The following is a 13871-nucleotide window of genomic DNA, read 5'->3' as shown; positions in this document are numbered from 1 at the left end:
TCAGATCACGCCCTTCTTCTTCAGTTCTGTCTGCTCGTCGCCCGAGAGTCCGAGGAGCCCACCCCAGACCGAAGCGTTGTCGTACCCCGGCGACGCTGCTCCCGCGTTGCGAACGGATCCGGGTGTCTCACTGAATGTAGGCACGACGCCCAGGCCGAGGACGTTTTCCCCGATCCGCTCGTCGTAGTGGTCGACGAGCATCCCCCGTTCGATCAGCTGCGGATCCTTGACCACATCTTCAACCGTATTGATCGGCCCGGCAACAACTCCCACTTCGGTGAGGCGTTCCACGAGACTGGTGGGATCTTGGAGCGCAACCCAGGCGCTGATCAATTCGTCGAGCTCGTCCTGATGTTTGCCACGCGCAACATGATTGGAGAATCGGTCGTCTTGCGCTAGTTCCGGTCGACCCATGATGGTGCACAGACGCACGAAGAGCGTGTCCTGATTGGCCGCGATCACCACCCAGTTTCCTTCAGAGGTCTGGTAGATGTTGGACGGTGCGATACCCTCCAACCTCGTTCCCGAGGGCTGCCGGATGATCCCGCCCCGATCGTAGTCCGGGATCGTGGATTCCTGCACCGCCAGACAGGATTCCGTGAGGGCGACGTCGACCACCTGACCACGGCCGGTCCGCTCTCGCGAGAGCAACGCCGCCAGCACTCCCTGAACGGCGAACATTCCACCGAGAGAATCTCCGAGTGAAAGGGCAATACGCGGGGGTGCCTGCCCTGGATAACCGTTCAGATGCCGAAATCCGCTGACTGCTTCGGCAACCGAGGCGTAGCCGGCGCTCTTGGCTTGCGGTCCGCTCTGCCCGTAGCCGGATACCCTGGCCAACACCAACTTCGGATTGCGCGCGCTGAGCACGTCGAATCCCAGACCCCACTTCTCGAGGGTGCCCGGCCGGAAGTTCTCGACCACCACGTCGGCATGTTCGATCAGATTCAGAAACAGGTCGCGGCCCGCGTCGACGCGAAGGTCCAACGTCACACACCGCTTGTTGCGGGCGTGAACCGTCCAGAAGAATCGATGACCGTCCTGCTCTGCCTGACCCCAGGTACGAAGCGGGTCTGGGCGGTCCGGTGATTCGATCTTGATCACGTCGGCTCCCATGTCGCCGAGCAATTTCCCGGCGAAGGGCCCGGCGATCAAGGTTCCGAGTTCAATCACCCGATATCCGTCCAGGGGCCCGGTGGGCGCACCTTCCGACACAGCTGCCTCCTCTGGGAACTTTTCTCCCTTTGAAGGCTACGTCACCACCCGGTATCGCAACATCATGTCGTGGTCTTCGTGATCGAGCATGTGGCAGTGCCAGACGTACCCCTGCAAGTCCCCCATGCCAGCTTCTCCGTGCGCCGAGTGATCTGCCATGGAACCTCTCGCGAAAGTTGCATCCGGATCGAAGCCCAACTCGTCGGCCATCGGAAAGCGCACGATCACGCGGGTGATCGAGTTGGCATCCACGATGACCGTGTCCTTCTCCCCCGTTTCCCACACTTCGGGAGGCCGCAGCGAAGAGGTCACGAATTCCTCCGCCGACGGCGTCCACCGGACCCCCAAGTCAGGCACCGGATACCGCTGCATCAGTGCTGCAGTGTCGAGGCTCTGGCGCCCCACAACGCGGAACGCCACCAGGTGCAGATGAATCGGATGTGGTTCCGTGGTGATGTTGATCAGATTCCATTGCTCGACGGCCCCCTGACGTGGCAGTTCGATATCCGAATCGGTGAACCTCAAATTGTTGAGCGACATAGTGATCGACGGGTAATCCGACGGACGCGACAGCTGCATGATCGTGAGATTTCGCACCACATCCGGGGACGCCGGTTCGGCGGCAACGGAATTCAGCTGCTGCGGGATCGAGCCGGTGAATCCCTTTGCGCTGCCCACGTCGAACCGACAGAACACCGGCATCACCTGCGTGCCGCGTTGAGCCACCGCAAGGGGTACCGGTTCGTCGTTGCGCAATTCCACCGTTGCGCCCGGCTCGAGCATACTGAAGTCGACCAGCAGATCAGCGCGTTCACCCGGACTCAACCGGACGTGATCCGTCGGCGCCGGAGCGGCCAGTAAACCGCCTTCGGACCCGATCACCCAGAACCGCATACGATTTGCGAAGTGCAGATTCCACACCGAATAGGTTGCGGCGTTGAGCAGTCGCAATCGATACAGGCCGCGGGCAACCTCCACTTTCGGCCACACGACGCCGTTCACCACGCCAACGTCACCGGGGGTCGCCGGATCCCATGAACCTTGCGGAGTGAGCCACGTGGAACGGACACTCTGCCGACCGTCGGAAGTGAATACCTTGTCCTGCAGAATCATCGGGAGTTCGAACTCACCGGACGGCAGGCCGAGAGAATTCCCGGCGGCGCCCGTGTCAACGTCGTCACGGAGAAAATACATCCCGACCAATCCGGCATAGACGTTGAGGCGCGTCATTCCCATGGCGTGATCGTGGTACCAGAGATTGCCGGCGGCACGACCATTCGTGTATTCGTGGACCAAACCTTCGCCCGGACGCTGGATCAACTCCGGATGTCCGTCGAACTGTGGTGCAGTAACTCCTCCGTGCAGGTGAAGTGAGGTGGGGACCTGTGTGCGGTCGAGGTCGCTGACGCCGTGCAGACCCGGATCGACATCCGCGGCAAGCGGATACGCAGAAATGTCATTGGCATATCGGACTGTGACGAGCTGATCGACGTGAGCTTCGATGGTGGGGCCCAGATAATCCATTCCGCCGTAACCCAGCGACGGCGACGACGGTAGGTCCGGATGGAAACGGTGCATCGACGAAGCCGCGCGAAGCTCCAGGTTGCCACCCGAAATGCCCGGCAGGACAGGAAGGGTCTCCCGAAACGGTTCCAGCCGGGGTGACGGAAGTTGGAATGGGCGTAGCGGATCGATGTCAGGGGGTCGAGCTGTCGCTGATCCAGCGGACAATGCACTCAGGCCGGCCAGCAAGCCAAGCCCTTGAACAAACGATCGTCGACGGATCTTGTGTGACTCGTCCACTCACGGCCCCCTCACGCTGACGGCATCCGGAGCGGGTTACCCGCGTGCTCGCACGGTCAAACACCGACCACCTTCTCCAACCAACGTTTGAGAATGGGTAGAACATGAGCCGGTTGCATTGCCTGCGTGTGATCCAGACCGTCTAGTACCTCGATATCCCACCCTGCTGACCGAGCGGCGTCGAGGTCGAGATCGGCCGGCGCGACCCGTACCCCACCCCATCGGTCACCGTATTCGATGACGTCTTGCGAACCGACGAAACACATTCGCGGACAAAGGATGCGCCCTTGAATCGTTCGATCGTCGAATTCACCAAGTGCGAGGTACAGCGTCACGAACTGCCGGGTCTGCGCTCCGGTCAACGCGATGTCGATGGAGTTCCAATCGAACTCGTCCGGCGATGCCGTGGGCTGCGATGTGCGCCGGGGCGGTTCACTCGTCATGCGGTGTGTAGCTTCGGTAACCTGGAGCATCGCCTTGTACGGCCCATCCACCGGCGGGAAACCACCCATGACCAGTGCGGTCAGACGATCGGTGCGCAGCGCCAACTGCAATCCGCACAGAGCCAGCCAGGAGTATCCGTAGTAGGCGAACTGGTCGATCCCAGCCGAATTCGCCACAGCCAGAATGTCGGACGTGATGTTGTCGGGAGTGAGCGTGTCCGGAGCGGGCGACGCCATCCGGTGCCCTTCGTAGTCGAAGGCAACCACAGTGAAGTTCGACGCCAACCCTTCCATGAACGTTCGACCGAGCGAGGGGTCAACGCCCCAGGCGCGCAGTTCGTCAGCCTTGATGCCGGTAGCCGAAATCGGATTCACGGGCATCAGCACGGCGGGGCCATGTCCGAGAACCTCGACATCGATAGTTGTCCCGTCGTGAAGTCTTGCCTCAACCATGCCCACTCCCAAATCTTTACACTGTAAAGTAATTAAGAATAGCGCGACTCCACGAAAGCGACAAGATGAACAAACAGGCAGGCCGACGCGATATCGCACGCACGATTTCACTTCTGTGGCGTCAACCCGATACGCCTTCCGGCCGCCGAGGACCGAAGCCCGCGCTGTCCACGGACACAGTCGTTGACGCCGCGATCGAAGTCGCCGACGCCAACCCCACGACACCGTTGTCGATGCGCATGATCGGCGACCACCTCGGCTGCACTGCGATGTCGTTGTACACCTACATACCGGGAAAGGACGAACTACTGGACCTGATGCACGACCGGGTGCATGCCGAGCTACCGCCGATCGCAGACACCGGCGACTGGCGCATGGCACTGTCCGACTGGGCCGCCGCACTCTTCGCCCTACATACACGCCATCCGTGGACATTGGATGTCTCGTTGGCGCGCCCCGTCCTGGGTCCGCACGAGCAGGCAGGACTCGAATCACTCCTGTCCATTCTCTACTCCACGGGTCTCGACGCTCCGATCATCCGCAGATCGGTGAGCATGATTTTCCATTTCATCCGGGGGTCCGCGCGGACCCTAGCTGAGATCCGGAGCGCCTCGACCATCGGAGATTCCGAATTTCATTGGTGGGCAGAGTCTTCTGCTGCACTGGCCGATGCTGCACCGGATTTCGCGGACGACTTCCCCCACACGATGCAGTTGGGTCGGGAGGCCCCACCGGTACCGGGCGGCGACTTCTATCTCGAACGAGAAACCGAAGAGTCATTTACTCAGGGCCTACAGATCCTCCTTGACGGGATCGAATCGAGGATTCGAAAACACTCTTGACTCGAACGCATGTTCGAGTATTCTTGTGTGTAGGGGATCGGGGGATTCAATGAGCGTCTTGTTGTCGGATGTGGTGTCGGGTTCTGCGGTGGGGTTGCGCGGACGACTGTGGCAGTTGACGGCTTCTGAGTTGCGTGCTGCTGCGGTGTCGGCGAGTGCGGAGATTCTTCGTCTCGAGGCTGTGCGGGTGGCAGTGGTCGACGAACTCTCGATGCGTCCCGATGATCAGGTGATCGCCAGCCGCGGCGTCGGTGCCTGGTTGGCGGCAAACACGATGCTGCAAATCCGGGACGGGAAGAAGATCGCCGCCCTCGGCGCTGCGCTACGGCCGTTTCCGGCGGTGGCGGCTCGCTTTGATGTCGGGGACTGCTCCTTCGATCATGCCGTGTTGATCGTGGCGTTCTGCGAGTCACCACCGAAGGGGATGCCGGAGGAAGCGCTCCCTCGCTGTATCGATTTGTTGTTGGCTGCGGCATCCGGTGTGGAGGCGACGACCACGAAGGTGCGGAGTGTTATCGCGACCTTGGAGCGAGTGTTCGAGTCGGATGAGATTCCACCCGCCGAAGATGTGGATCGCAACGAGCTCCGGATCGCGTCGACGTTGAACGGCCGGGTGGTGGTGCGCGGCGATTTCGATGCTCTCACCGGCGAAATGCTGCTATCGGCGTTGTCGAATCTGACGATGCCGACCCCGGCACCCGATGGAACGCCGGATTCGCGGTCGGCGGCGAAACGCACGGCGGATGGGTTCACCGAACTGATTCGGCGGTATCTGGATTGCGCGAAGACCGGTGTCGATGGTGGGCAGCGTCCGCATGTGAACGTGCACATCAACGCGCGTGATTTGGCGGAGCACCGGGATTGCGTCGCCGCTCCCGCTTCTGGTGGTGGAGTGGCTGTGTCGGATCTCGATGTGGGGCACATGCCGTGGCTCGGGCCACTCTCGGTGTCGCAGACCAGGCTTCTCGGCTGCGACTGTTTCCTGTCGACTGTTCTGCTCGACGACCACGGCGCTCCGTTGGATGCGAAACCCGGGAAACGGTTGGTGTCCGCGGAGCAGCGAGTGGCGTTGATCGCCCGCGACAAAGGCTGCGCGTTCCCCGGCTGCACATGTGTACCGGCCTGGACCGACGCGCACCACATCCGGCACTGGGCCAACGGCGGCCCGACGGTGATGAACAACCTTGTCCTACTGTGTCGTTCACATCATCGATTGATGCACCGGAAATCCGGGTTCGTCGGGAAATGGGTGATCCGCATCGGGGTCGACAACAAACCGTGGTTCATCCCACCACCCTCGATCGACCCGCAGCAGCACCCCAGGCCGGCGAACACCACCTTCAAAACCTGAGGTAGTACTCCTCAGGCACAACAGAACACGTGCCAGCACCGCATCGAGCAGATCTCGATGCGGTGCCGAAAGCCGTGACTTCCGTCAGACCGCCTGCGGAACTTTGGTGGTGCGTGGGAATCGCTCCCGAATCTCCGCCGGGGTGACAACTCTCGGGTCGAGGGGTTGCTCGTCACGCAGGTGGCGCTCCAGCACCTTGCCAGTCATCGGCGCGATGACCTTCAGAGCAGTGGTCATGTTCTTCGGTGAACTGCCGACCCGGACCGCAGTTCGCACCGCGGGCGCAATTGCCCTGTCCAACAAAGCGGGTTGATCGAAGCCGCCCATGGTTCGCATCCAGCCCGGCAATGTTGCGATAGTGGCCGGCGCGACCAATCGGCTGAACGTCGCGAACTTCGTCTTCCCCTGCGCCCTTGGCGTTCTCAACAAGTAGTGCATCGCCCGGTTGGCACGCTCGGAGGTACACAATCTGGGCCTGACTTCAGCGAAGTACTCCCGTACCTCGTCTCGCGAGCGCGGAACGTCGGACGCTTTGCATGTCTGCAGTTCGGCAGCGATCACGCATTCTTCCCAGTACCGCTGCTCTTCGACGGCGGAGAGTGGGCCCGGCCCGTACATCTCGTAGCACTTGAGCACCGAATGCCAACCGGTCACGTGGATCCACAGTTGTGACGCCGGATTGTTTGCACTGTAACGAGTTCCGGTGATCGGTTCGATACCCGTGGCCTGAGCGTGAACCGTCATGAGATGGTCGGACAACGCCAGTGCCGTCCGCCCGTCGGCAGTGGCGACGGTCAGGAAGTACGCCAAGGTTCGGTCGAGTCGCCCGGCGGGATCGCTGTAGATCCCGCTCATATCTGCCACTGCGGCAGCAAGGAAGGGGTCGAAGTGCTCGAGCACCACTGACCGCTGGAAACCGATCAATGCTGTCGGAGCCGCCCAGATCTTCCAACTGGGTGATCCTGGGCCGAAGAAGCCGTAATCCTCACGCGGTCGATTCATCGTCAGTTCAGACATTTCATTCCTCCCCGTTCGTTGACCCTGCACCGTTCATTTCGTAGGCACCAGACAAGGCGACTACTTGCTGCCAGACGTACTCGAATCGCTCGGCCGCGAACGCGGGGCGCCGAATAGATGCGAGAGCCAACCGCTGCTGATCTTCACTGGCGCTGGGTTTTCCGTGCAACTCCACCGCTGCAGCACTGAAGTCGCGGACCAGGACGTCGAAGATCTGATCCAACACCCCATCGCTCCGCTGCCCCTCGTCCAATCCCAAGATCTCGGCTTGTTCGAGGATCAACTGGCCGTAGACGACGAGGGTGAAGAGTTCGGTGATCGCCAGGCCGAAGTCCAAGTCGACCTGCTGCGCCGCATCCGGTGCAGCTTCGGCAAGGAGGGTCACGAGAGCTTCGGCCTGCTCCACGAACAGTGCGACGTTGGGAACATCCGCAAACTTCGCGTACACCGCTCGCCAGTCGTCGAATCGAACCTTGGACAACCCCCGTGCCGGGCCCTGACGGAACAGGAACTCGTCGTCGGCTGCGTCGTTACGCGTCGGAATCGCCGGAAATGACTCGGGGGCAAAGAGGTACGCCGGCATGAACTTGGCGATCAGGGCGAGATTGACGGCGACGGTCCCCTCGAGCTTGGGCAGCCCGTCGACATCCATCTTGGCCACCGCGAGGTAGCTGTCCTTCTCGAAGCCCTTTGCCGCAGCGATGTCGGAGAGCAGTCCGATCACCTTCTGTGCCTCGGTTGTCACCTTCATCTTGGTGACAGGATTGAACAAGAGGTAGCGGCGGTCCTCGGGCGATGCGGTGCGGAAGTAGTCCACCGCACGATCCGAGAAGAGCCTCATCGCCAGCAGGCGCGCGTACGCGTCGACGAATTCACGTCGTACGTGTGGGAACGCCGTGACGGGATTGCCGAACAGGATTCGATTGTGCGCGTGGGTAATCGTCTCGTACAAGGCATGAGTCGACATACCGATTCCGCCGAAACACAGGTTGAATTTTCCGATGTTCACGGTGTTGAGTGCGGCACTGAATGCTGCCTCGCCGGTATGCAGGATATCCTCTGCCGCAACGGGATAGTCGGCGAGTGAGAACTCCGCTACGTACATCTGCGCCGGAACGATGTTCTTCACCACGGTGAATGCCGGGTGGTCCGAGTCGGCGTAGAAGAAGACGTACTGATCGGCGCCCTCCACTCCGTCGACACGACCGAAGACAGAGACCGTGTTGGCGCAGTTGCCATTTCCGATGTAGTACTTCGAACCGCTGGCCAGGTACCCGCCGCTGCCGTTCGGCGTCAAGACCATGTCGGTGGAGTAGACGTCGGCGCCGTGCTCTTTCTCGGACAATCCGAATGCCGCAACGCCTCCGGAAGCCAAAGCGGAAGCTGCTCGCGCCCTTGCCTTCTCGTTGTCGCTCTGCCACACCGGCCCGAGGCCGAGAATGGTCACCTGCCACGGGTACCAGTAGTTGAGTCCGTAGAAGCCGAGGATCTCGGACAGCGCGGCGATACGGCTGGTATCCCAGCGCTTGTCGGAGTCACCGCCGCTGTCGCGGGCGGGGGTCAGGAAAGTCGCGAACAGGCCTTCCTTTGCCGCGAAGTCGAGGAAGTCGGAGTAAAAGGTCTTGTCGTGATAGTCGGCCAGAAGTCGATTCTTTCCACGCGCCTCGAACCAGTCGACGGTCGCGCCCAGCAGTCTCCGCGTGGTCGCGTCGAATTCCGGCCCATCGTAAGTGGAGGGATGGAGCAACAGATCATTCGGCACTAAAGAGGTCGACGCTGTCATCGCGGTTGTTCTCCTAGAGATCTCGGCAGAGGCGCCTCACTGACCGCCTCTTCGAATACAACGCCACCGTAACAATTGATGACGACGAATACAACGGTTGCGTATGATTCACGAAGAATTGGCAGGCAGATTAGGGTGGGAGCGGAGGTGAGGCACACGATGAGCAGGTCACAAGCTGACGCAACGGATACACCGCGACGCAAATACGCCCCTCGCATGGCGCCCGAGCAACGACGCGAACAGCTGCTCGACGCAGCATTCGAGGTCACCGGCCGCGTAGGCCTGCACAACCTCAGCATGGAATCCGTCGCTGCCGAAGCCGGCGTCGGCAAGCCCGTCCTCTACACGATTTTCGATACCAGGACCGATCTCGTCGCCGCACTCCTGCGCCGCGAGCACGAGCGAGCCATCGCTCAGGTGCTCGAAACCATGCCGACGGATCTGAGCGAACTCGGCCCAGCGGCGTCATACACCGGAACCGTTGGCGCCTTCGTCGACGCCGTACTGGAGAACCCGACGCGCTGGCGCCTGATTCTGACGTCTGTCGAGAACGCCCCCAGCGCGTATCACGGCTTGCTGAAGCTCTCTCGCGGAGCTGTCTTCGCCCGCGCCGAAGAACTGGCGCGTGCCGGGATTGCCCTCGAACCGAAGCTCGAAGGCCTTGATCCGGTTCTACTCGCACATACCATGATGTCGTTTGCCGAAATGCTCGGACGACTGGCCGTCAGCGACCCCGAAACCTATACCCGAGAAAGACTTTCCAGTTTTGCCGTGGCCCTCGCCCAATCGGTCGGACGTTAGCTGCCGACTGAAACCTGTCGGTCGGATCTGCTTCAATACACGCATGACATCACCATCGATCGAACCGCTACAGCTTTTCGAAACGTCTCCGGGCAACTGGTCACTGATGCTCACCGACCAGCATTTCGGCAAGGTAGCAGCGGTATTCGAGCAGGTAGAGGGTTTCGAAGGCTCCGGCTACGACTGGGCGTCGGTCGCCCACGCAGTGGTAGGCCGCGATGCACCGCATCTGGAGGGCCGCTTCGGCACCGATCCCGAAGCGGGCATGTTTGTTGCGTACGGCAGCGACAACGAAGCTCTTGGTGAACTCGGAGTGCTTCTCGCCAAAGCGTATTCGGATGCCGAGTACCTCGGCGGCCTGGTCGCCATTTCCGAACTCGACTAGAGCTCCTGCTGAAACGACACCGGCCCCACACCTAGGTGCGGGGCCGGTACCGAACAAAAGATCTAGCCGACCAACAGCTCGGCAATCTGAATCGTGTTGAGAGCGGCGCCCTTACGGAGGTTGTCACCCGAAACGAAGAGCGCGAGTCCGCGTCCCTCCGGGACACCCGGATCCTGACGGATACGACCGACCAGCGACGCGTTGCCGCCGGCAGCGGCCAGCGGCGTCGGAACCTCGACCAACTCCACTCCGGGAGCGTCGGCGAGGATTTCCTTCGCACGAGCGACCGAGAGCGGGCTCGCGAACTCTGCGTTGATCGCGAGCGAGTGTCCGGTCACGACGGGTACGCGCACGCAGGTGCCCGAAACCAACAGATCGGGAAGCCCGAGGATCTTGCGGCTCTCGTTGCGGAGCTTCTGATCCTCGTCGGTCTCGCCGCTGCCGTCATCGACCAGCGAACCTGCCAGCGGCAGGACGTTGAACGCGATGGGGGCGACGTAGTTGTTCGGGGCCGGGAAGTCGACGGCGCTGCCGTCGTGAACCAGCTTCTCCGCGTCACCGACAACGGCGCGCACCTGGCCGAGGAGTTCCTCGACGCCGGCGATCCCGCTACCGGACACAGCCTGGTAGCTGGAGACGATCAGACGCTGCAGACCGGCTTCGTCGTGCAGAACCTTGAGCACCGGCATCGCTGCCATGGTGGTGCAGTTGGGGTTCGCGATGATGCCCTTGACCAGGTTCTTCGTGTCCTGCGGGTTGACCTCGCTGACCACGAGGGGAACCTCGGGATCCTTGCGCCATGCGGAAGAGTTGTCGACAACCGTCGCACCGGCCGCGGCAAAGCGCGGAGCCTGCGCACGAGACAGCGTCGCACCGGCGGAGAAGAGGGCGATGTCGATGCCCTTCAGATCCTCGTCGGACGTTGCTTCGGCATCCTCGACAACGATCTCTTCGCCGCGGAACGTCAGCTTCTTACCGGCGGAGCGTGCCGATGCAAAGAACCGCACCTTGTCCGCGGGGAAGTTACGTTCTTCGAGCAGAGTGCGCATGACGATGCCGACCTGACCGGTCGCACCGACAACAGCGATTGTTGTCATCAGTAATTACCGTCCTGTTCCTGCGTGTACTACAGCTTCTTCGTCGCCGCCGAGACCGAAAGCGGCGTGGATAACGCGCACGGCGTCGTCGAGTTCGGTGTCCTTGACCAGCACGGAGATGCGGATTTCGGAGGTCGAGATGAGATCGATGTTGATGTCGGCCTTGGCCAGCGCCTCACAGAACGTGGCCGTGACGCCCGGGTGGCTCCGCATTCCGGCGCCGACCAGGGAAACCTTGCCGATGTGGTCGTCGAACAAGATCTGCGTGAAGCCGATGTCTTCCTGACGCTTGGTCAGGATCTCGACGGCGCGAGGGCCGTCGGCGGTCGGAAGCGTGAAGGTGATGTCCGTCTTGTTGGTCTCCACCTTGGAGATGTTCTGCAGCACCATGTCGATGTTGATCTCGGCATCGGAGACTGCGCGGAACACCTTGGCAGCGTGTCCCGGTGTGTCCGGCAATCCGACAACGGTGATCTTGGCTTCGCCGCGATCGTGCGCGACTCCGGTGATCAGGGCCTCTTCCACAGGAATGTCCTCCATCGATCCGGACACGATTGTTCCGGGCTTGGTGGTGTATGACGAACGGACGTGCACAGGCACGTTGTAACGACGGGCGTACTCGACGCACCGGAGCATGAGCACCTTGGCACCACACGCTGCGAGTTCGAGCATTTCCTCGAAGGAAACCGTCTCGAGGCGGTGAGCGTCGGGGACGATGCGCGGGTCGGCGGAGAAGACGCCGTCGACGTCGGTGTAGATCTCGCAGACGTCAGCGTTGAGTGCAGCTGCCAACGCCACGGCGGTGGTGTCGGAGCCACCGCGTCCGAGCGTCGTGATGTCCTTGCTGTCCTGGCTGACGCCTTGGAATCCGGCGACCAGAACGATCGAGCCTTCGTCGAGGGCGGTGCGAACACGGCCCGGCGTGACGTCGATGATCTTGGCGTTTCCGTGGCTGCCGGTCGTGATGACTCCGGCTTGTGAGCCCGAGAACGAACGAGCTTCGGCGCCGAGGGAGTGAATTGCCATCGCTACCAAGGAGTTGGAGATGCGCTCACCCGAGGTCAGCAGCATGTCCATTTCACGGGCCGGCGGGGAAGGGCACACCTGCTGAGCCAGGTCGAGCAGCTCATCGGTGGTATCGCCCATCGCTGACACCACGACGACGACATCATTGCCGGCCTTCTTGGTCTCGACGATCCGTTCAGCGACTCGTCGGATGCGCTCGGCGGTTGCCACCGAGGATCCGCCGTACTTCTGGACGACGAGAGCCACGCGTTTCTACCTCCAGGTCGAAATTGTTTACAGATACCAGAGGTCGAGCTTACCGAGGTGGTCCTGGGACTTCCCGATGCGTACTGCTGTTCGCCTCAGATCCGCGCGGGATCAGTTGCGAGATCCGCGCTCGCATCAACGTCGCAGAACGCGAACCACCGGCAACGTAACCGACCACCGCGACGGCAACTCCGCAGGCGAGAAGCACGCGGATACTGCTGACCAGGGAAACTGCCAGCGCGTCGTACACCGCCACAGCCGCCTCGGACGACGGTATGTCTGAATTCTGTAAATAGACCCGGCGCACGACGGCCAGCGCCACCAGCAGGGCGATCATCGCCACCGCCGTCGCCAGCCCGACCAGCGACAGCGCGCGCATTCGCCCCGGTGCAACTGCGACGGCCGCAATCGCGCAGGCCACCGACGCCCACGGCAACCAGGTCGCTGCTCGGTCGAGAGTGTTCGAGAAATCCTGGGCCCGCACCAACTCGTCGGATTGCAGGATCTCGAACTGCGGATCGAGCGCCGGGAGGCGATCGATCACGGTGAATCCGCGATCGCGCAGGTTCGTCCTCAGTTCCGTCATGACCGGTTCGAGGGAGACGGTGACCGTTCCGCTGTCGTCGGCCCGAACTATGCCGTCGGCGGCTCGGCCGGTCACCATCGCGGCAAGTTGCGCGTGCGCTCGACGGTTGGCCGCGGTCCAGAGCGTCGCAAACTGGTCGCTCGAGACCAACGACTGAGCGGCCTCACGAACAAGTCTCTCGGCCTGTCTCGTCACCACCTGCGGAAACTCGTCCAACCGCTGCGTCAATTCCTCGGTCAGCCGATCAACGACCGCCGATTGGACAGCGGGGTCGGCAGCCAGCGGGGCAACGGACTCGACATAGCTGTCGGTGTCGTTCACCTGGGTGTGAACGAACAGCGCGAGCACCGAGCCGGCAAAACCGAGACCAGCGAGAACGATCAGTAGTGAACAGACGATCCAGCGGATCGAGCGCATCACGCGTGCTTGGCGCGCGCCGGTCGAATCTTCGCGGTGATGTGGTGAATGCGGTGATCGTCAGCGGGTATCCGGAAGGTCTCGGTAACCCGAACGGTCATCAGGTTGCGCCCGAACAACCCGGCGTCAAGGAGGTAGTCAGCCGTCAGGTCGTCCCCGTCGACCGTCCACTCCACCTCACGAATGTCGCGGATCACGCGATACTGAGGACCTCCGGAAAGGCTGCGCCGCAAATGATTCCCCGAAAATCCGGTCTTCAACCCGACCTCGTGACGTACCGCGTCCGGAGCCAGCGGTACGGAACTGCCATCGTGACTACGGAGCGCGTCGAGGTACGTGCTCGCCACGGCGATTCGGGGATCCATGGACGACAGTCCACCATTTTCGAGGCCGAAACGGCAGCACA

At 61.8% G+C, this 13871-nt stretch carries 13 protein-coding genes; 4 read left to right on the top strand and 9 right to left on the bottom strand.

Annotated elements, in window-relative coordinates:
- From FEZ59_RS07915 to FEZ59_RS07905, 3 genes are read right to left on the bottom strand one after another with little or no spacing between them, the layout of a single operon-like run.
- Positions 1–1215 (bottom strand): CoA transferase, encoded by a 1215-nt coding sequence (locus FEZ59_RS07915; RefSeq protein WP_019746577.1) that lies wholly within the window; start codon positions 1213–1215, stop codon positions 1–3.
- A gap of 36 nt (positions 1216–1251) precedes the next feature.
- Positions 1252–3018 (bottom strand): multicopper oxidase domain-containing protein, encoded by a 1767-nt coding sequence (locus FEZ59_RS07910; protein WP_172932507.1) that lies wholly within the window; start codon positions 3016–3018, stop codon positions 1252–1254.
- 56 nt (positions 3019–3074) lie between these two features.
- Positions 3075–3914 carry an alpha/beta hydrolase gene (locus FEZ59_RS07905; protein ID WP_029537443.1) on the bottom strand — a complete coding sequence of 280 codons (840 nt, stop codon included), beginning with the start codon at positions 3912–3914 and terminating at the stop codon, positions 3075–3077.
- A gap of 65 nt (positions 3915–3979) precedes the next feature.
- Here FEZ59_RS07905 and FEZ59_RS07900 point away from each other — a divergent pair, with 65 nt between their 5' ends.
- Together FEZ59_RS07900 and FEZ59_RS07895 are read left to right on the top strand one after the other, a co-directional pair.
- On the top strand, positions 3980–4756 hold the full coding sequence (locus FEZ59_RS07900) for a TetR/AcrR family transcriptional regulator C-terminal domain-containing protein (RefSeq protein WP_172932506.1): 777 nt from the start codon (positions 3980–3982) through the stop codon (positions 4754–4756).
- A gap of 49 nt (positions 4757–4805) precedes the next feature.
- Positions 4806–6107, top strand: coding sequence for an HNH endonuclease signature motif containing protein (locus FEZ59_RS07895; RefSeq protein ID WP_172932505.1), 1302 nt, complete (start codon positions 4806–4808; stop codon positions 6105–6107).
- 84 nt (positions 6108–6191) lie between these two features.
- Here the strand turns inward: FEZ59_RS07895 and FEZ59_RS07890 are convergent, their stop codons facing one another.
- Together FEZ59_RS07890 and FEZ59_RS07885 are read right to left on the bottom strand one after the other, a co-directional pair.
- On the bottom strand, positions 6192–7124 hold the full coding sequence (locus FEZ59_RS07890) for an oxygenase MpaB family protein (RefSeq protein WP_020968231.1): 933 nt from the start codon (positions 7122–7124) through the stop codon (positions 6192–6194).
- Position 7125: 1 nt separating this feature from the next.
- Entirely contained in the window at positions 7126–8907 is a 1782-nt protein-coding gene (locus tag FEZ59_RS07885; protein ID WP_172932504.1) for an acyl-CoA dehydrogenase, read from the bottom strand.
- A gap of 159 nt (positions 8908–9066) precedes the next feature.
- On the opposite strand from FEZ59_RS07885, the gene FEZ59_RS07880 reads away from it, so the two are divergent.
- Together FEZ59_RS07880 and FEZ59_RS07875 are read left to right on the top strand one after the other, a co-directional pair.
- The gene (locus FEZ59_RS07880; protein WP_172932503.1) at positions 9067–9708 is read left to right on the top strand and encodes a TetR/AcrR family transcriptional regulator; all 642 of its coding nucleotides are present in this window, start codon (positions 9067–9069) and stop codon (positions 9706–9708) included.
- 43 nt (positions 9709–9751) lie between these two features.
- Entirely contained in the window at positions 9752–10093 is a 342-nt protein-coding gene (locus FEZ59_RS07875; protein ID WP_021332919.1) for an Imm51 family immunity protein, read from the top strand.
- 62 nt (positions 10094–10155) lie between these two features.
- On the opposite strand, the gene FEZ59_RS07870 is transcribed toward FEZ59_RS07875, so the two are convergent.
- From FEZ59_RS07870 to FEZ59_RS07855, 4 genes are read right to left on the bottom strand one after another with little or no spacing between them, the layout of a single operon-like run.
- On the bottom strand, positions 10156–11190 hold the full coding sequence (locus FEZ59_RS07870; protein ID WP_172932502.1) for an aspartate-semialdehyde dehydrogenase: 1035 nt from the start codon (positions 11188–11190) through the stop codon (positions 10156–10158).
- 6 nt (positions 11191–11196) lie between these two features.
- A complete protein-coding gene (locus FEZ59_RS07865) occupies positions 11197–12462 on the bottom strand; it encodes an aspartate kinase (RefSeq protein ID WP_019746567.1) in 1266 nt (421 codons plus the stop codon).
- A gap of 49 nt (positions 12463–12511) precedes the next feature.
- Positions 12512–13465 (bottom strand): hypothetical protein, encoded by a 954-nt coding sequence (locus FEZ59_RS07860; RefSeq protein WP_172932501.1) that lies wholly within the window; start codon positions 13463–13465, stop codon positions 12512–12514.
- Positions 13465–13830 carry a hypothetical protein gene (locus FEZ59_RS07855; RefSeq protein WP_070796482.1) on the bottom strand — a complete coding sequence of 122 codons (366 nt, stop codon included), beginning with the start codon at positions 13828–13830 and terminating at the stop codon, positions 13465–13467. Before FEZ59_RS07855 ends, FEZ59_RS07860 begins: the two co-directional genes overlap by 1 nt.
- Positions 13831–13871: the final 41 nt, after the last annotated feature.

It is taken from the genome of Rhodococcus sp. MS13, assembly GCF_013277835.1.
Lineage (GTDB): Bacteria > Actinomycetota > Actinomycetes > Mycobacteriales > Mycobacteriaceae > Rhodococcus_F > Rhodococcus_F erythropolis.
This window is presented reverse-complemented; position numbering and strand designations above follow the sequence as displayed.